The sequence below is a fragment of the Janthinobacterium sp. 13 genome (assembly GCF_002749695.1).
GTDB classification, from domain to species: Bacteria; Pseudomonadota; Gammaproteobacteria; order Burkholderiales; family Burkholderiaceae_D; genus Janthinobacterium; species Janthinobacterium kumbetense.
In genome coordinates, this window is record NZ_PEEQ01000001.1 from 3,557,689 (window position 1) to 3,575,571 (window position 17,883).

Here is a 17,883-nt window from a genome sequence, read left to right on the forward strand (position 1 = left end):
GTCAGGCGGACGCTGGCGGCGGTGCCAGCAGCGATGGAAACGCCCGCTGCGGGCAGCTTTGGCGCTCGCACACCTTGCAGCCCGTGCCGATGGGCGTGGCGCTGGTGGGGTCGTGCAAATCGAGTCCCTTCGAATAGATCAGCCGGTGCGCCTGCGAGATATCGCAGCCCAGCGCCACGGCAAAGGTCTTGCCCGGCGCCCGGAAGCCCGGCGACGCCGTGCTGACCTGGCGCGCGATCCACAGATAGGTGCAGCCGTCGGGCATGCTGGCCACCTGCGTCAGTACCTGGCCCGGATGGCTGAAGGCGTCGTAGACGATCCACAGCGGACACGTGCCGCCCACCCTGGAAAAATGGAAGTCCGTGGCCGACTGGCGCTTCGAGACATTGCCGGCCCGGTCGACGCGCACGAAGAAGAAGGGCAGTCCCGCCGCCTCGGGGCGCTGCATGGTGCTCAGGCGGTGGCATACGGCTTCGAAGCCCACGCCGAACTGGTGCGCCAGGCGCTCGATATCGTAGGCGCGCGTTTCCGCCGCCTGCAGGAAGCGCTGGTAGGGCATCAGCAGGGCGCCGGCGAAATAATTGGAAAAGGCCAGGCGCGCACTCGTTTGCGCGGCCGCGCCGGAGAATCCCGCCGCCAGCACCAGGGCGTCGATCAGCTCGCTGTGCTCGAGCAGGCTGATCTGCGCCGCCATCTGGAACGCGCGCTGGCCGCCCGTCAGGGTGTCGGGCAGCCACAAGATGTGTTGCTGGGCATCGTAGCGGTGCTTGCGCACCATGCCCGCGTCGCCATCGGACAGTTGCACCCGGATGCCGTGGCGTTCCAGCAGACGCCCTTGCAGCGCATCGAGCGTGCGCAGGGCCGGATCGAGTTCGCCCGCCACGCTTTCCGCCGCTCGGTCCAGCTCGTCGATGTAATTTTGCCGCCGGTTCAGGTATTCGCGCACTTCCTCGTCCGTGGACGGCGCCGCCGAACTGGCGCCGCGGCTGCCATCGTCGAGGCGCGCGGCCAGCGTGTCGGCCCGCTCCGCCATGACGCGGTAGCGCCGCTGCAGCAGCAAAATCGAGCGCGCCAGTTCCGGCATGTTTTCCACCAGCATCTTCAATTCCGCCATCGAGGTGGGCGGCGCGTCGGGCAATTCGCCGAACACGTCGCGCACGTCGGCCACCAGGCTGGCGCTGTCGTGTTCGGAAAAGATTTGCGGATCGACCCCCAGCACGCTGCCGATGCGCAGCAAAATGGGCACCGTCAGCGGGCGCTGGTTGCGCTCCATCTGGTTCAGGTAGCTGGGCGAAATGCCCAGGGACTTGGCCAGCGCCACCTGCGTCATGCGCCGTTCCTCGCGCAGGCGCTGCAGGCGCACGCCCATGAAAACCTTCGCCATCGCGCTTCTCCTTCCCCGGTTTGTGGAATCTGCAAATTTACAATCTTTGCAGATTAACAGATTCAGCTTTGCATTATCTCGCATTTTCACGCCTTGTTTGCGGCCCGTATTGTGCGAATAATGCAAACAGACCTATACCCCCAACGAGGAGACACCGAGTGACCACGCAAACTGCCATCCCTACCGTTCCACTGCTGATCAACGGCGAGTGGGTCGAATCGACCACCACCGTCTGGCGCGACGTCGTCAACCCTGCCACGCAGGAAGTCCTGGCCCGTGTGCCGTTCGCCACGCCGGAGGAAGTCAATGCCGCCATCGCCTCGGCCCAGCGCGCCTTCAAGACCTGGCGCAAGACGCCGATCGGCGCCCGTGCCCGCATTTTCCTCAAATTGCAGCAGCTGATCCGTGAAAACATGGCCGACTTGGCCGCCACCCTGACGATGGAACAGGGCAAGACCCTGCTCGACGCGGAAGGCGACGTCTTCCGCGGCCTGGAAGTGGTGGAACATGCGGCCAATATCGGCACCCTGCAAATGGGCGAGTACGCGCAAAACGTGGCCGGCGGCGTCGATACCTACAGCGTGATGCAGCCGCTGGGCGTGTGCGCGGGCATTACCCCGTTCAATTTCCCCGCCATGATCCCCCTGTGGATGTTCCCGATGGCGATTGCCTGCGGCAATACTTTCGTGTTGAAACCATCGGAGCAAGACCCGCTGGTGACGGAAAAACTCGTGCGCCTGGCCTTGCAGGCGGGCATCCCGGCCGGCGTGCTGAACGTCATCCACGGCGGCGAAGACGTGGTCAATGCCCTGTGCGACCATCCGGACATCAAGGCCATCTCGTTCGTGGGTTCGAGCAAGGTGGGCACGCATGTGTACCAGCGCGCCAGCCTGAACGGCAAGCGCGCGCAATGCATGATGGGCGCCAAGAACCACGCCGTCGTCTTGCCTGACGCAAATAAGGAACAAACCCTGAACCAGTTGCTGGGCGCAGGCTTCGGCGCCGCCGGCCAGCGCTGCATGGCCGCGTCCGTCGCCGTGCTGGTGGGCGAAGCGCGCGACTGGCTGCCGGAACTGGCGGCCAAGGCGCAAACCCTGACGGTGGGCGCGGGCAAGGACAATCCGGACCTGGGTCCCGTGATTTCCTGCGCAGCCAAGGATCGCGTGCACAGCCTCGTCGCCAAGGGCATCGAGCAGGGCGCCGTGCTGACGCTTGATGGCCGCGACGTGAAGGTCGATGGCTATCCGAACGGCAACTTCGTCGGACCGACGATTCTGTCTGGCGTCAAACCCGGCATGGTCGTATATGACCAGGAAATCTTTGGCCCCGTCCTGATCGTCGTCGAAGTCGATACCCTGGATGAAGCGATTGCCCTGGTGAATGCGAATCCGAACGGCAATGGCACTGCCCTGTTCACGCAAAGCGGCGCGGCCGCCCGTTATTTCCAGGAAGAAATCGACGTGGGCCAGGTGGGCATCAACGTGCCCATCCCCGTGCCCGTTCCCCTGTTCAGCTTTACGGGTTCGCGCGGCTCGAAACTGGGCGACCTGGGCCCGTTCGGCAAGCAAGTCGTGCTGTTCTACACGCAGACGCAGACGATCACCCAGCGCTGGTTCACGGACGCGGCCTCGGTGGGCAAGGTCAACACCACCATCAGCCTCAAATAAGGAGCTGGCATGGACTTTGAACTGAGCGACGAGCAGCGCGAGTTCCAGCAGGCGGCGCGCGCGTTTGCCGAAGGCGAACTGGCGCCGCACGCGGCGCATTGGGATGCGGAATCGATTTTCCCGGTGGAAACCATCGCCAAGGCGGGCGAGATGGGCTTTTGCGGCCTGTACACGCCGCAGCGCTGGGGCGGCCTGGGCCTGTCCCGCCAGGATGCGGCCATCGTCTTCGAGGAGCTGGCCGGCGGCTGCACCTCGACCACGGCCTACATCACGATCCACAACATGGCCACCTGGATGCTGTCGCGCTGGGGGCAGGAAGCCCTGTGCGACGAGTGGGTGCCGGCCCTGGCGGCCGGCCAGAAGCTGGCCAGCTATTGCCTGACGGAACCGCAATCAGGCTCCGACGCGGCCTCCCTGCGCACCAAGGCAGTGAAAGAGGGCGATTTTTATGTTCTCGACGGCACGAAGGCCTTCATTTCCGGCGCGGGCCAGACGGACATGCTGATCGTCATGGCGCGCACGGGCGGCGAGGGCGCGGCCGGCATTTCCGCGTTTGCCGTGCCGGCGAATTTGCCCGGCATCGTGTATGGCAAGAAAGAAGAAAAGATGGGCTGGAACAGCCAGCCCACGCGCATCATCAGCTTCGACCAGGTGAAAGTGCCTGTTGGCAACTTGCTGGGCGCGGAAGGCGAAGGCTTTGCCATTGCCATGAAGGGCATCGATGGCGGACGCATCAATATCGCCGTGTGCTCGGTGGGCACGGCGCAGGCGGCCCTCACACGGGCGCAGACCTACATGAAGGAGCGCACGCAGTTCGGCCGCGAGCTGGCCCAGTTCCAGGCCCTGCAATTCAAGCTGGCCGACATGCTGACGGAGCTGGTGGCGGCGCGCCAGATGGTGCGCCTGGCTGCCTGGAAACTGGACCAGGATAGCCCGGACGCCACGGCATATTGCGCCATGGCAAAACGTTTCGCCACGGATGTGGGTTTCAATGTGGCCAACGATGCGTTGCAATTGCATGGCGGCTACGGCTATATCCGCGAGTATCCGCTCGAGCGCCACGTGCGCGACACGCGGGTGCACCAGATCCTGGAAGGGACGAATGAAATCATGCGCCTGATCGTCGCGCGAGCGATCTTGAAAGACGGCGCCACGGAGACCTTACGATGACCAGAGTGTATACCAATCTGCTGCTGGAACGCCGTGGCCATACGGCCCTGGTGACCCTCGACAACCCGCCCGCCCACACGTGGACCCTGGCCAGCCTGAATGCGCTGAGGGACCTGGTGGCCGACCTGAATCTTGATCCGGACGTGTATGCGCTCGTGATCACGGGCGGCGGCGCCAAGTTCTTCTCGGCCGGCGCCGATTTGAAAGTGTTTGCCGACGGCAACAAGGACACGGCGTTCGCCATGGCCGCCGCCTTTGGCGAGGCGTTCGAGGCGCTGTCCGCGTTTCGCGGCGTCAGCATCGCCGCCATCAATGGCTACGCCATGGGCGGCGGCCTGGAATGCGCGCTGGCGTGCGATATCCGCATTGCCGAGGAACACGCGCAGATGGCCTTGCCGGAAGCGTCCGTCGGCCTGCTGCCGTGCGCGGGCGGCACGCAGCACTTGCCGTGGCTGGTGGGCGAAGGCTGGGCCAAGCGCATGATTCTGTGCGGCGAGCGGGTCGATGCGGCCAAGGCCCTGGCCATCGGCCTCGTCGAGGAAGTCGTGCCAACCGGCAAGGCTGCCGCCACGGCGCTGGCCCTGGCCGCCAAGGTGGCCCGTCAAAGCCCCAGCAGCGTGACGGCGTGCAAGACCCTGATCCAGGGCGCGCGCAGCCATCCGCTGGTCGCTTCCTTGCCCGATGAACGCACCCTGTTCCTCGGCCTGTTCGATACGCAAGACCAGAAAGAAGGCGTGCAAGCGTTCCTGGAAAAACGTCCGGCGGAGTGGAAGAATGGTTGAGACCGTTAATATTGTTGAAACTGTGAAAATCGACGAGCGCGATTGTCCCGGCGGCATGAAGCTGGGCGTCATCACCCTCGATGCGCCAAAATCCTTGCACGCGCTGACCCTGGACATGATACGCGCCATCGATGGCGCCCTCGTGCACTGGGCCGGTGACGACGCCATCGCCTGCGTGGTACTGCAATCGTCGACCGACAAGGCCTTCTGCGCGGGCGGCGACGTGCGCAGCCTGCGTTCGGCCGTCGTCGAGCAAGCGGGTGTCGTGCCGAATCCGCAGGCGCTGGCCTTCTTTGCCGAGGAGTACCGGCTCGACCACCGCATCCACACGTATGCGAAGCCGCTGCTGGTGTGGGGCGGCGGCATCGTCATGGGCGGCGGCCTGGGGCTGATGGCGGGCGCCAGCCACCGCGTCGTGACGGAAGGCACGCGCATCGCCATGCCGGAAATCACGATTGGCTTGTTCCCGGACGTGGGCGGAAGCTGGTTCCTGGGCCGCATGCCGGGTCGCAGCGGCCTGTTCCTGGGGCTGACGGGGGCACCGCTGAACGCGGCTGACGCCTTGTTTGCGGGCCTGGGCGACTATTTCCTGCGCCAGGAAGAGCGGAACATGGTGCTGGACGCGCTGGCGCTGACGCAATGGCAAGCCAGCCCGCAGGCGAACAGCGAGCAGCTGGACCGCCTGCTGCGCGGCTTCTCGGCTCCTGCGTCCTTGCTGCCCGTGTCCGAAGTGCGCGCCAACTTCGACGCCATCGCCGCGCTGACGCAAGCGCCCACCTTGCCCGAAGTGGTGGCCGCCATCGCCGCGTATGACGGCGATTCGGCCTGGCTGCGAAAGGCGGCCCACTCGCTGCACAAGGGCGCGCCCAGTTCCGCCGCCCTGGTCTGGGCCATGCGTGTACGCACGCGTCACATGAGTTTGGCGCAAGTGTTCCAGCTGGAATTGATCGTTGCCGTGCAGTGCTGCGCCCATGCGGACTTCAGCGAAGGCGTGCGCGCCTTGCTGATCGACAAGGACAACGCGCCGCAGTGGCAGCCAGCCAGCCTGGCCGACGTCGGCGACGCGTATCTCAATGGGTATTTCACGGCGCCGTGGGATAGCCATCCTTTGCGCGACCTACATTAAAAGAACAACAGGAGACTTCAAAAATGCAACATATCGCTTTCATCGGCTTGGGCAACATGGGCGCGCCGATGGCCCGCAACCTGGTGGCCGCCGGCTTCCACGTATCCGTATTCGACCTGACGCCGGCGGCAGTGGCGTCGCTCGTCGAGGCGGGCGCCACGGCGGCCGCGTCCGCCAGCGCGGCCGTGCAGACGGCCGACGCCGTCATCACCATGTTGCCAGCCAACAAGCATGTGCAGGAGCTGTACCTGGCGGCGGGCGGCGTACTGGACTCGGCCAAGCCCGGCGCCCTGTTCATCGATTGCAGCACCATCGCCGCCGATGTGGCGCGGCAAGTGGCGCAGGCGGCCAGCGAGCGGGGCTTTACCATGATCGATGCGCCCGTCTCGGGCGGCACGGCGGGCGCGGCGGCCGGCACCCTGACCTTTATCGTCGGCGGCAGCGAAGCAGGCTTGCAGCAGGCGCGTCCCTTGCTGGAAAAGATGGGCAAGAACATCTTCCATGCGGGCGAGGCGGGCGCGGGCCAGGTGGCGAAGATTTGCAACAACATGCTGCTGGGCATCTTGATGGCGGGGACGGCCGAAGCGCTGAATCTTGGCGTGGCGCATGGCCTGGATCCGAAAGTGTTGTCCGACATCATGGCCAAGAGTTCGGGCCGCAACTGGACACTGGAAGTGTATAACCCGTGGCCCGGCGTCATGGATGGCACGCCCGCGTCGCGCAATTACACGGGCGGCTTTGGCACGGCGCTGATGCTGAAAGACCTGGGCCTGGCGCAGCAGTCGGCCCTGTCGGCGAACGCGCCCACGCCCTTGGGCGGGCTGGTGCGGCAGATGTACCAGATGCATGCGCAAGCCGGTTATGCGCAGCAGGATTTTTCCAGCATCGTGCAGATGTTGCAGCCGGGCTTGAATAAACCCGCGTGAGAAATTCTGGGCAAAAAAAAGCCCGCTGGTAAAAGCGGGCTAAATCCAATTCTTGGAAGAGTTGGAGGAGACAGATGCATTATGCTGCATCGCCACATATAACTCCAATTTATCTTTGGAATATCAATTATAGATTCCCATGATATCTCTTCCCGGTAGCCGCCTGGCGGCTACCGTTGCCGCAACTCAGACGGGTTTGCAGGCGATCTTCACCGTCGTTACATTCCCTTCGCCCATGGTGCCTTTTTCGGTACCTGGGGCCAGGTCGCACTGCAGACCCTTCGGCTGAACGGAGACGCTGACGGCATAGGTGTCGCCATAGTCGACTGGGCCGGCCATGGTAAACGTCGTGGTGTCCTTGGCCACCGTTGTTATTGTACTACCGTTAATCAGCACCAGGCCATCCACGGTCAGGCCGGAAATCGTGCCGCCCACGGTATATTTGTTTTGCAAGCAAGTAACAGCGGCGCTGATATTGATGTAATGACCAGCCGAGCCGGAACCGCCGCTGATGCTGCAAGTCATGTGGGCCGGTTGTTTGTTGAAGGTGATGTTGTAGTCGGTGCCATAGTCGATGCGCTTGATAAAAGTGAACGACGTTTTGCCCGCAGGAACCGGGAGGGTGTCGCTGCCATTTGCCAGGATCAGCCCTTCATTGGTCAAGCCAAAGATCGTTCCGCCGACCTCATACGAGGCCTTGCCGCCGCAAGCGGCCAGTCCCAGGGTCAGCAGCAGCGCGGCGAGTGGGCGCAAGCAGGATAACTTCATGTATTTCTCCAAAAAATAGGTGACGGATCGCAAGGATTACTGCGGCGTGCAGTCAAGTGTGGCCGCGGTCGTGGCGGCAGAGCCCATCGTGCCGACCGTATCGCTGGCGTCGGTACTCTTTGAACCCTGGAAGCGGCACGTCAGGCCCGTTGGCTGAGCCAGTATGGAAATACCGTACGGGGCGCCGTCAGCTACCGAAGTGAATGTGTAGGCGGTGGCGCCAGCCGACAGGGTGATGCCTTTGGGGCCCATCACCAGGCGCAAGCCATCGGCGCTCAGGCCTGTGATCGTGCCATTCAGCGGGTAGCTGTTGGTTGTGCAGCTCACCAAGGCCGTGTTCACGGAATAGCTCGATGCCTTGCCGGCGCCATTGGCGATGGTGCAAACGGCGCCCTTGGGCTGTTCCGCGATGGTAATATTGTAGCGGTCATCGTTCTTGACCAGCTTGGTGAAGACGACGGTGCCCTGGCCCACAGGAACCGGCAAGCGTTCCCCGTCATTCAGGAGAATCAGGCCATCCTTGGCCAGGCCGCTGACTGAGACTTGCAGATACAGGTTGCCGCCGCTGCCGCCGCAGGCTGCCAGGGTGACGGCGCAAGCCGCCGCCAGCATCGAGCGCAGGTACAAATTTTTCATACATTCTCCAAAACGAATTAAGTTGGGTAGCGCAACGCGGACGCTGGCGCCGCATTGGAATGGCGCCTATTTTAGTCTATCTGGCAAGCTGGATGACCTTGCCTTGTATCACCCTGTAACAATTTTTCGCCGGGAAGCGCTGGCCCGGCCCCATTTCACGGGGGCGCAGCCATGCCGGCGGCGTCGATCGGTGCGACAATAGACGCACCCTGCGCAGCGTGACGCAGCATCCCATTGTGAGTCCCATGTCCCTTGCCCCTGTAAAACCCGCCGTGCCGCCCAAGGCCATCCTGTTCGACCTCGACGATACCTTGTGGCCCATCGCGCCCGTGATCGCCGCCGCGGAAACCCTGCTGCACGACTGGCTGGCCACGCATGCGCCCAAGGTGGCGCGGCAGTTTTCCATCGAGGTGCTGCGCCAGCACCGCCTGGCCATGCTCAAGGAACAACCGCATTTCCATGGCAACCTGATCGAGTTGCGCCGCGCGGGCCTGCTGGCCGCCTTCGAGGCTGCCGGCGAGGATCCCGCCCTGGTCGACGGCGCTATCCTGCAATTCCTGGCCGCGCGCAACCGCGTCCAGCCCTATGACGACGTCTTGCCGGGCCTGGCCTGGATGCGCCAGCGCATGCTGGTCGGTTCGATCTCGAATGGCAATGCGGACCTTGACATTATCGGCCTGGCGCAGCATTTCAAGGTATCGATCGCCGCCAGCGATTTTGGCGTGGCCAAGCCCGACGCCAGCATCTTCCTGGCAGCTTGCGCCGCGCTGGACGTCGCGCCCCATGAAGCCGTGTATGTCGGCGACGACCTGTATTTCGACGTGACGGGAGCGCAGGGGGCGGGCATGCGCGCCGTCTGGATGAACCGCAAGGGCAGCGATGCGCACCTGGCCACCGGCGTGCAGCCCGACGCCATCTGCGCCAACTTTGATGAATTGTTGCTGTGGCTGCAAGGGCAACTGGAAGATTGATCGCCGCAGGCCGGGCGAACGTGCATAATAGGCGCTGTTGACGCACGTTCGGCCGCTTTCGTTGCCGCTTGCTTAACAAAATACTTGCCTAAATAAAACACCATGCAACTCGATACACGTGCCCAAACACTGCTGAAAGCCCTGGTCGAGCGATATATCGCCGACGGCCTGCCGGTCGGTTCGCGCGCCTTGTCGAAAATTTCCGGCCTGGACCTGTCGCCGGCCACGATCCGCAACATCATGGCCGACCTGGAAGAGCTCGGTTATGTGTCCAGTCCGCACACCTCGGCCGGACGCATCCCCACGCCGCGCGGCTACCGCATCTTTGTCGACACCTTGCTGACCGTGCGGCACCTGGACGAGCACTTGGTGGAATCGCGCATGCGCCTGCAGACGCCGCAACCGCAAAAAACCATCGCCAACGCGGCGCAGATGCTGTCGTCGCTGTCGCAATTTGCCGGCGTCGTGCTCAGTCCGCGCCGCGAATCCGTGTTCCAGCAAATCGAATTCCTGCGCCTGTCGGAAAAACGCATCCTGCTCGTCATCGTCGCGCCCGGCGGCGACGTGCAGAACCGTTTATTGCTGACGGAGGCCGACTATACGCCGGCGCAACTGGTGCAATCGGCCAATTACATCAACCAGAATTATGGCGGCCTGTCCTTCGACGCCGTGCGCGTGCGCCTGCAGGGCGAATTGCGCCAGTTGCGCGACGATATGGGCAGTTTGATGCAGGCGGCCGTGGAAGCGGGCAGCGAAGCGATGGCCGACCATAGCGATGACATGGTGATTTCCGGCGAGCGCAACTTGCTCAGCGTGAGCGATCTGTCGTCGAACATGCATTCGCTGCGCCAGATGTTCGACATGTTCGAGCAAAAAACGGGCTTGATGCAGTTGCTCGACGTGTCGAGCAAGGCGACGGGCGTGCAGATTTTTATCGGCGGCGAATCGAACCTGGTGCCGATGGATGAGATGAGCGTGGTGACGGCGCCGTATGAAGTCAACGGCAAGATCGTGGGAACGTTGGGAGTGATCGGGCCGACGCGCATGGCTTACGAGCGCGTCATCCCGATCGTCGATATCACGGCCAAGCTGCTGTCAAGCGCGCTGAGCCATCATTGATCATACTGCCTGGCGCGCCGGCCGTTCCCTTGCGGAAACGGCCGGCTTGGGTCAGGCTGTTTTGTGCGGGCAAGCCGTCTTGATGCAGTTGCCATAGATGGCCAAAGCGTGTTCGGCGATCTTGAAGCCGCGTTCTTCGGCGACCTTTTGCTGGCGCACTTCGATGTCTTCGTCGAAGAATTCTTCGACCCGGCCACAGTCGAGGCACACCAGATGGTCGTGGTGGGAGCCTTCGTTGAGCTCGAAAATCGCCTTGCCGGTTTCAAAATGGTTGCGATTGAGCAAGCCGGCCTGTTCGAATTGCGTGAGGACGCGGTAGACAGTTGCCAAGCCGACATCCATATTGTCGGCCAGCAGAATCTTGTAGACGTCTTCCGCGGTCAGGTGGCGTACCGGGCTACTCTGGAAGATATCGAGTATCTTCAGCCGTGGCAGGGTGGCTTTCAGGCCGCTTGCCTTGAGATCACTAGGATTGTTACTCATGTTTGTTGCTCGTATGTGGGTCAGGTGCTTTATCATATAGCGTTTTGTCGGGGAGTGCCAAAATATGCTTTTTTTTGGCGGGCCGGTCACTCCTGGCGTTTTGTTCATCCAATTGAGGTCATTTATGCGCGTAACACCGGCTGTATTGCCATCTCTCTGGCACCGTATTCCATTTCGAGCACCAGTCTTGGCAGGCATGGTCTGTGTCGCGCTGGCCATGTCCGGCTGCGCCAACCGTGGCATCCTGGGCGAAAAGCCGGCAGCTGCTCAAAAAGAAGGCAAGGAACTGGTTCCCGAACAGGGCGCACAAACGACCACCATTACGCCGCTGCAAAAATTCATGTGGTTTTTCTCGCCCTACCGTCCTGACATTCAACAAGGCAACTTTGTCTCCGAAGAGATGCTGGCCCAGTTGAAAGTGGGCATGACGCGCGACCAGGTGCGTTTCGTCCTCGGCACCTCGCTGCTGACTGATATCTTCCATGCCGACCGCTGGGATTATCCATTCCGCCTGGCACGGGGCAGTGGCGAAACCACCAGCAGCCGCGTGGTCGTGTACTTCGGCAAGGATGGCAAGGTTGAACGTTTCGAAGGCGGTAACTTGCCGACGGAGAAAGAATACATCGACCGCATCGCCGGTCCGTCGCCGTTCGCCAAGGTCGCCAAGGCCGACGCGCCAGCCGCCGCCGTGCCGTCGCCCGTGGCGCCGAGCGCCGTGCCCGTGCCGGCCGATGCCGCCCCTGCCATTCCTGTGAGCAAGCCGGAAGTGACGCCTGCACCTGCCGCCGAGCCTGCACCTGCACCTGCTGCCGAACCCACCAAATAAGTTGCTGTAAGAGAATAAAATGACTGAACTGAAAATTGCCATCGCTGGCGCCAGCGGCCGCATGGGCCATATCCTGATCGAAGCGGTCAGCAATGCGCCCGACGCCGTGCTGGCCGGCGCGCTCGACCGTGCCGGTTCGCCATCGATCGGACAGGATGCCGCCGCCTTCCTCGGCAAGCCGGCCGGCGTGCTGACGCAGTCCGACCTGGCGAAGGGCCTGGCGAACGCCGACTTCCTGATCGATTTCACGCGCCCCGAAGGCACTTTGCAGCACCTGGCGTATTGCGCCGAGCACGGCATCAAGATGATCATCGGCACCACCGGTTTCGATGACGCTGGCAAGGCCGCCATTGCCGCCGCCGCCGAAAAGACGGCCATCATGTTCGCGCCGAACATGAGCGTGGGCGTGAATGTCACCATGAAATTGCTGGAACTGGCCGCGAAAAGCTTGTCCGAAGGCTACGACATTGAAATTATCGAAGCCCATCACCGCTTCAAGGTCGATGCGCCGTCGGGCACGGCCCTGCAAATGGGTGAAGTGGTGGCCGGCGCCCTGGGACGCGACCTGAAGGAATGCGCCGTGTACGGCCGCGAAGGCGTGACGGGCGAACGCGACCCGTCGACCATCGGCTTTGCCACCATCCGCGGCGGCGATATCGTGGGCGACCATACGGTGTTGTTTGCCGGCATCGGCGAGCGCATCGAGATCAGCCACAAGTCGAGCAGCCGCGTCACCTACGCCCACGGCGCCCTGCGCGCCGCGCGTTTCCTGGCCGACAAGCCCACCGGCCTGTTCGACATGCAGGATGTGCTGTCGCTGAAGAACTGAGGAAGACCATGGCCACTGCCATCCTGAATGGAAAAGACATCACCGACGCAGCGAGCTTCCACGCGCAATGCGTGCAAGCCTTCGGTTTCCCCGAGTTTTACGGCAACAGCATGGATGCCTGGGTCGATTGCCTCAGCTACCTGCGCGACGACGAAAACATGACGCAATTCCGTTTGAAGCCGAACGAAGTGCTCGACATCGTGGTGCAGGACGCCGAAAGCATGAAGGCGCAAGTGCCTGATTTACTGGAAGAAATCACGTTTTGTATCGCCGGCATCAACGAGCGCTATGAAGATTACGGTGAAAAACCGGCGCTGAAACTGGTGCTGAAATAAGGCTGAAATAAGGCTGAATCAATAAAGAACGCCGGACAGTGTTGCCACTGCCCGGCGTTTTTCTTTAGACGACCTTGCGTTCGCGCAAGCCGTCGATCTGGCCGCCATCAAGGCCCAGCCATTGCTGCAACACCTCGTCCGTATGCTGCCCCAGCAGCGGCGGCGGCAAGCGGTACTGCACCGGCGAGCCCGACAGGCGCACGGGATTGGCCACCAGCGCCACCGTGCCCGCCGTCGGATGCGGCATCTCCACTTTCAAGCCGCGCGCCACCACTTGCGGGTCGGCAAAGACCTGGTCGATGCGGTTGACGGGGCCGCACGGCACGGCTTGCGCCTCGAAGGCGCTGATCCACTCGGCCGTCGTGCGCATGACCGTGGCCTGGCGCATCAGCGGAATCAGGATTGCGCGGTGCGCCACGCGCTGCGGATTGGTGGCGAAACGTTCGTCCTGCGCCCATTCCGGGTGGCCGGCGACGGCGCAAAAGCGCGAGAATTGCCCATCGTTGCCGATCGCCAGAATCATGTCGCCGTCGGCCGTGGGGAAGTCTTGATATGGAACAATGTTCGGATGCGCATTGCCCATGCGCTGGGGCACCTTGCCGCCGCACAGGTAATTGGCGGCCTGGTTGCCCAGCGCGGCCACTTGCACGTCGAGCAGGGCCAGGTCGATATGCTGGCCCAGGCCCGAGCGTTCCCGTTCGGCCAGCGCCGCCTGCACGGCGATGGTGGCGTACAAGCCCGTCAGGATGTCCGTCTGCGCCACGCCCACTTTTTGCGGCCCGGCGCCCGGCTGGCCGTCGGGCACGCCCGTGATGCTCATCAAGCCGCCCATGCCCTGGATCAAAAAGTCATAGCCGGCGCGCGCCGCGTACGGCCCATCCTGGCCGAAGCCGGTAATCGAGCAATACACGAGGCGCGGGTTGAGTTCCAGCAAGCTGGCCGCATCGAGGCCGTATTGCTTCAAGCCATCCAGCTTGAAATTTTCCAGCAGCACGTCCGCCTCGGCGGCCAGCCGGCGCACCAGGGCTTGCCCTTCCGGGGCGGCCAGGTCGATGCACAGGGAACGCTTGTTGCGGTTGGCGCACTGGAAGTAGGCGGCCTCGGCGGTGTCGCGGCCATCCTCGTCTTTCAGATACGGCGGCCCCCAGGAGCGCGTGTCGTCGCCGCGGCCCGGCTGTTCAACCTTGACGACGTCGGCGCCCAGGTCGGCCAGCATTTGCCCGGCCCACGGGCCGGCCAGCACGCGCGACAGGTCGAGCACGCGCAAGCCGGTCAGCGGTGCGGGCCGCAGGGTGGAAGCCAAGGCGTCCATTAGTTGAACGCGGCGATGCCGGTGATGGCGCGGCCGATGATCAGCGCGTGCACATCGTGCGTGCCTTCGTAGGTGTTGACCACTTCCAGGTTGACCAGGTGGCGGATGACGCCGAACTCGTCGGAAATGCCGTTGCCGCCCATCATGTCGCGCGCCACGCGGGCAATGTCCAGCGCCTTGCCGCAGCTGTTGCGTTTCATGATGGACGTGATTTCCACGGCCGGCGAGCCTTCATCCTTCATGCGGCCGAGGCGCAAGCAGCCTTGCAAGCCCATGGTGATTTCCGTCAACATGTCGGCCAGTTTCTTTTGCACCAGTTGATTTGCAGCAAGAGGGCGGCCGAATTGCTGGCGGTCCATCGTGTACTGGCGTGCTTTCAGGTAGCAGTCTTCTGCCGCGCCCAGTGCGCCCCAGGCGATGCCGTAGCGGGCGCTGTTCAGGCAAGTGAACGGGCCTTTCAAGCCGCGCACGTCCGGGAAGGCGTTTTCTTCCGGGCAAAATACTTCATCCATGACGATTTCGCCGGTGATGCTGGTGCGCAAGCCGACCTTGCCGTGGATTTCCGGCGCCGACAGGCCTTTCCAGCCTTTTTCCAGCACGAAGCCGCGGATCGCGCCTTCATCATCCTTGGCCCAGACGACGAACACGTCGGCAATCGGGCTGTTGGTGATCCACATCTTGGCGCCGGAGAGACTATAGCCGCCCGGTACCTTGCGCGCGCGCGTGACCATGCTGCCAGGGTCGGAGCCGTGGTTCGGTTCCGTCAGGCCAAAGCAGCCGATGTATTCGCCGGTCGCCAGTTTCGGCAGGTATTTCTGTTTGGTTTCTTCGTTGCCGAAAGCGTTGATCGGCACCATCACCAGCGACGATTGCACGCTCATCATTGAGCGGTAGCCCGAATCGACGCGCTCGACTTCGCGCGCGGCCAGGCCGTAGCAGACATAGTTCAGGCCGGCGCCGCCGTATTCCTCGGGAATGGTCGTGCCCAGCAAGCCCAGTTCTCCCATTTCGCGGAAGATGGCCGCGTCCGTGCGGCCATGGCGGAACGATTCGAGCACGCGCGGCACCAGGCTGCCCTGGCAATAGTCGCGGGCCGCTTCCAGCACGGCGCGTTCGTCGCCCGTCAGTTGTTCTTCCAGCAGCAGGGGGGAATTCCAGTCGAATACGGTTTTGCTCATGACAGGCCTCGCAGGTGAGCGCCGGTGATCGGCGCAAGATTGAATATGGCTCATGGTAGGTTTTTGCCTAGCCTTGCGCAAACGATTTTTTCGCACCCAGACATGCGTGCTACGCATATCTTGCGGCATACTGGCGTTCTTTTACCGGCCGGATATTCCCATGTCACGCAAAATCCCCATGCTGCAAGCGCTGAACTGCTTCGAGGCGGCCGCGCGCCACCAGAGCTACACGCATGCGGCGCGCGAACTGTCGCTGACGCAAAGCGCCGTGTCGCGCCAGATTTCGTCCCTGGAAACTTTTCTTGGGGTGCAACTGTTCCAGCGCACGCGCCATGGCGTGCTGCTGACCAGTGCCGGCGCCGCGTATGCACGGCAGATCGCCGCCCGCCTCGATGGCTTGGAGCGCGACACGCTCGACACCATGGCGCGCCAGGGCGGCGGCGGGGCCTTGCAGCTCGCTTCCGTGCCCACGTTTGCCACGCGCTGGCTGATGCCGCGGCTGTCTTCGCTGGCAGGCTTGCATCCGGACATCGTCGTGCATATCGACGCCTATACAAAACCGTTCATGTTTGCCGATACGGAATACGACGGCGCCCTGTACGCGGGCACGCCCGAGCAGCTGGCGCGCTGGCCCGGCACGCGCGCCACCTTGCTCATGCACGAAGAAATCGTGCCCGTCGCCAGCCCCCGCCTGCTGGCGGCGCGCAGTCAGTGGCAGCCGCAGGATTTATTGGAATTGACCTTGTTGCAACAAAGTACGCGCCCGGGCGCCTGGCGCCAGTGGTTTGACGCCATGCAGGTCGAGGGCGAGGGGCGCGACGGGGCGCACTACGGCGCCCGCTACGAACTGTTTTCCATGCTGGCCATGGCGGCCGTGCAAGGGCAGGGCGTGGTCTTGCTGCCACGCATGCTGGTCGAAGCGGAACTGGCGCGTGGCGAATTGCAGATCGCATGCGAGCGCCCACTGCGCGGTCAGCGCGCGTATTACCTGATCACGCCTGAAACGGCGCATGAAAAGACGGCCTTGCAGCAGTTCCGGCTATGGCTGCAGGGCGAAGCGGCCTGAGGCAATTCAAACCACCTTGGCCGTATCGAAATGGGGATTGTCGATCAGGCCGATCTGGTTGCCGAACGGGTCGAGCAATTCCACCGTGCGGATGCCGTCGCCCACGTCCGTGATCGGGTGGTGCAGGGTGCCGCCCAGCGCAACGATGCGCTCGACTTCCTGTTCGATGCCGTCCACGCCCCAATACGTCACGCTGCCCTGCGTGCCCGCTTCGCCGCCCGGCAGCAAGCCCAGCTCGAAGCCGCCGATGGCAAAGCCGACATAGAACGGCTGGTCGAAATAGGGCGCCGTGCTGAAAACCTGGCTGTACCAGGCCTTGGCTTTGTCCAGGTCGGGGACGGGATAGGTGACGGTGCGCAAGCCCTTGATCATGTTCTGCTCCTGTTGGTTGAAATGCATGACGCCATGATGCCACCGGCGCGCGCCGCGCGATTGGAAAAATGGAAGGTGGTCATGCACGCCGGCCCGTCAGCCACGCCTCGGGCGAGCTGCGGGTGAAATCCTGGAAGTCGTGGATCAGGTGCGACTGGTCGAAATAACCATATTGCAAGGCCACTTGCGCCCAGTCCGGCTGTCCCGCCAGGCTTGTCAGGCCCTGGCTGGCGGCGCGAAAACGGCAGATGCGGGCAAACAGCTTCGGGCTGATGCCGACTTGCTGGCGAAATTGCAGCGCCAGGTGCTGGCGCGATACGCCCAGTTGCTGCGCCAGGCCCTCCACGCGCACCTGGCCGGATGCGCGCTCGATGGCCGCGATGGCATGTTCGGCCGCGCCGGCCTGGCGCCGTGGCGGCGCGGTGCGCAGGCGCAGCAGCAGATAATCTTGCAAAATAGAAATTCTTTGCGCATTGGACAAGGACTCGCTCCACAGCGCGTCAGCCAGGCGCGCCGCCAGCTCGCGGCCCCACAGTTGCTGCAAGCCCGTGCGGCCATCGCTGAGTTCGCACAACGGCAGCTGGAAAAAGCGTGCGGCCGCGCCCGGCTTGAAGCGGGCCGCCACCGTCTGCACGAGACCCTGGCTGAGGACGGCAATCGGCGCCGTCATCATGCCTACGGCAAAGCTGGCGTCCTGCTGGTCCTGGCACAGGATGTCGATGCAATTGTCTGGCAAGACCTGGTGCGTCAGGGGCGTGGCGCCCGTTTGCACGCGACACGTCCAGACGCAGTCCAGCCATGGCCACAGGGCGGGGATGGGCGGATATTCCTGGTAGACGATCATGGTCGGCGTTGATGCAAAGAACAAGATTGTGGCATATGTATTGTTGCATACGGCATAGCATAATTGTGCGCCGGCCGAAATATGCGAGA

General features: G+C 63.2%; 19 protein-coding genes. 11 read left to right on the forward strand and 8 right to left on the reverse strand.

Annotation, left to right across the window (positions count from 1 at the left end):
- Position 1 precedes the first annotated feature (1 nt).
- Positions 2-1,384, reverse strand: coding sequence for a short-chain fatty acyl-CoA regulator family protein (locus tag CLU94_RS15560; RefSeq protein WP_099666260.1), 1,383 nt, complete (start codon positions 1,382-1,384; stop codon positions 2-4).
- Positions 1,385-1,542: 158 nt separating this feature from the next.
- Here CLU94_RS15560 and CLU94_RS15565 point away from each other — a divergent pair, with 158 nt between their 5' ends.
- Genes CLU94_RS15565 through mmsB form a run of 5 tightly spaced genes read left to right on the forward strand, consistent with a single transcriptional unit; the run spans position 1,543 to position 7,055 of the window.
- Positions 1,543-3,051 (forward strand): CoA-acylating methylmalonate-semialdehyde dehydrogenase, encoded by a 1,509-nt coding sequence (locus tag CLU94_RS15565; RefSeq protein WP_099666261.1) that lies wholly within the window; start codon positions 1,543-1,545, stop codon positions 3,049-3,051.
- A 9-nt stretch (positions 3,052-3,060) separates the two neighbouring features.
- On the forward strand, positions 3,061-4,221 hold the full coding sequence (locus tag CLU94_RS15570; RefSeq protein WP_099666262.1) for an acyl-CoA dehydrogenase family protein: 1,161 nt from the start codon (positions 3,061-3,063) through the stop codon (positions 4,219-4,221).
- Positions 4,218-5,003, forward strand: a complete 786-nt coding sequence (locus CLU94_RS15575) for an enoyl-CoA hydratase (RefSeq protein WP_099666263.1) — start codon at positions 4,218-4,220, stop codon at positions 5,001-5,003. Before CLU94_RS15570 ends, CLU94_RS15575 begins: the two co-directional genes overlap by 4 nt.
- Positions 4,996-6,129, forward strand: a complete 1,134-nt coding sequence (locus CLU94_RS15580) for an enoyl-CoA hydratase/isomerase family protein (protein WP_099666264.1) — start codon at positions 4,996-4,998, stop codon at positions 6,127-6,129. The genes CLU94_RS15575 and CLU94_RS15580 overlap by 8 nt, the downstream gene beginning before the upstream one ends.
- 23 nt (positions 6,130-6,152) lie before the next feature.
- A complete protein-coding gene (mmsB, locus tag CLU94_RS15585) occupies positions 6,153-7,055 on the forward strand; it encodes a 3-hydroxyisobutyrate dehydrogenase (RefSeq protein WP_099666265.1) in 903 nt (300 codons plus the stop codon).
- A 186-nt stretch (positions 7,056-7,241) separates the two neighbouring features.
- Here the strand turns inward: mmsB and CLU94_RS15590 are convergent, their stop codons facing one another.
- Positions 7,242-7,856, reverse strand: coding sequence for a hypothetical protein (locus CLU94_RS15590; protein WP_143451433.1), 615 nt, complete (start codon positions 7,854-7,856; stop codon positions 7,242-7,244).
- 3 nt (positions 7,857-7,859) lie between these two features.
- On the reverse strand, positions 7,860-8,459 hold the full coding sequence (locus CLU94_RS15595) for a hypothetical protein (RefSeq protein ID WP_099666267.1): 600 nt from the start codon (positions 8,457-8,459) through the stop codon (positions 7,860-7,862).
- Between the two features lie 245 nt (positions 8,460-8,704).
- Here CLU94_RS15595 and CLU94_RS15600 point away from each other — a divergent pair, with 245 nt between their 5' ends.
- Positions 8,705-9,430 carry an HAD family hydrolase gene (locus tag CLU94_RS15600; RefSeq protein ID WP_180278672.1) on the forward strand — a complete coding sequence of 242 codons (726 nt, stop codon included), beginning with the start codon at positions 8,705-8,707 and terminating at the stop codon, positions 9,428-9,430.
- Positions 9,431-9,532: 102 nt separating this feature from the next.
- Positions 9,533-10,549: a heat-inducible transcriptional repressor HrcA gene (hrcA, locus tag CLU94_RS15605; protein ID WP_034745713.1), complete on the forward strand. Its 1,017-nt coding sequence runs from the start codon at positions 9,533-9,535 to the stop codon at positions 10,547-10,549.
- 51 nt (positions 10,550-10,600) lie between these two features.
- Here hrcA and fur read toward each other — a convergent pair whose 3' ends face one another.
- The gene (gene fur / locus CLU94_RS15610) at positions 10,601-11,032 is read right to left on the reverse strand and encodes a ferric iron uptake transcriptional regulator (protein ID WP_034778781.1); all 432 of its coding nucleotides are present in this window, start codon (positions 11,030-11,032) and stop codon (positions 10,601-10,603) included.
- 196 nt (positions 11,033-11,228) lie between these two features.
- Here fur and CLU94_RS15615 point away from each other — a divergent pair, with 196 nt between their 5' ends.
- Genes CLU94_RS15615 through CLU94_RS15625 form a run of 3 tightly spaced genes read left to right on the forward strand, consistent with a single transcriptional unit; the run spans position 11,229 to position 13,022 of the window.
- The gene (locus CLU94_RS15615) at positions 11,229-11,858 is read left to right on the forward strand and encodes an outer membrane protein assembly factor BamE (RefSeq protein ID WP_099666269.1); all 630 of its coding nucleotides are present in this window, start codon (positions 11,229-11,231) and stop codon (positions 11,856-11,858) included.
- 19 nt (positions 11,859-11,877) lie between these two features.
- A complete protein-coding gene (gene dapB, locus CLU94_RS15620) occupies positions 11,878-12,687 on the forward strand; it encodes a 4-hydroxy-tetrahydrodipicolinate reductase (RefSeq protein ID WP_099666270.1) in 810 nt (269 codons plus the stop codon).
- An 8-nt stretch (positions 12,688-12,695) separates the two neighbouring features.
- On the forward strand, positions 12,696-13,022 hold the full coding sequence (locus tag CLU94_RS15625) for a barstar family protein (protein WP_099666271.1): 327 nt from the start codon (positions 12,696-12,698) through the stop codon (positions 13,020-13,022).
- 64 nt (positions 13,023-13,086) lie between these two features.
- Here the strand turns inward: CLU94_RS15625 and CLU94_RS15630 are convergent, their stop codons facing one another.
- Both CLU94_RS15630 and CLU94_RS15635 read right to left on the reverse strand, forming a co-directional pair.
- Entirely contained in the window at positions 13,087-14,334 is a 1,248-nt protein-coding gene (locus CLU94_RS15630; RefSeq protein ID WP_099666272.1) for a CaiB/BaiF CoA transferase family protein, read from the reverse strand.
- Positions 14,334-15,512 (reverse strand): acyl-CoA dehydrogenase, encoded by a 1,179-nt coding sequence (locus tag CLU94_RS15635; RefSeq protein WP_034745726.1) that lies wholly within the window; start codon positions 15,510-15,512, stop codon positions 14,334-14,336. The genes CLU94_RS15630 and CLU94_RS15635 overlap by 1 nt, the downstream gene beginning before the upstream one ends.
- A 160-nt stretch (positions 15,513-15,672) precedes the next feature.
- Here CLU94_RS15635 and CLU94_RS15640 point away from each other — a divergent pair, with 160 nt between their 5' ends.
- Positions 15,673-16,578 (forward strand): LysR substrate-binding domain-containing protein, encoded by a 906-nt coding sequence (locus tag CLU94_RS15640; RefSeq protein ID WP_180278673.1) that lies wholly within the window; start codon positions 15,673-15,675, stop codon positions 16,576-16,578.
- A 6-nt stretch (positions 16,579-16,584) separates the two neighbouring features.
- Here CLU94_RS15640 and CLU94_RS15645 read toward each other — a convergent pair whose 3' ends face one another.
- Complete coding sequence (locus tag CLU94_RS15645; RefSeq protein ID WP_257218827.1) at positions 16,585-16,977, reverse strand: VOC family protein; 393 nt, start codon at positions 16,975-16,977, stop codon at positions 16,585-16,587.
- A gap of 52 nt (positions 16,978-17,029) precedes the next feature.
- Positions 17,030-17,818 (reverse strand): helix-turn-helix domain-containing protein, encoded by a 789-nt coding sequence (locus tag CLU94_RS15650; protein ID WP_257218828.1) that lies wholly within the window; start codon positions 17,816-17,818, stop codon positions 17,030-17,032.
- Positions 17,819-17,883: the final 65 nt, after the last annotated feature.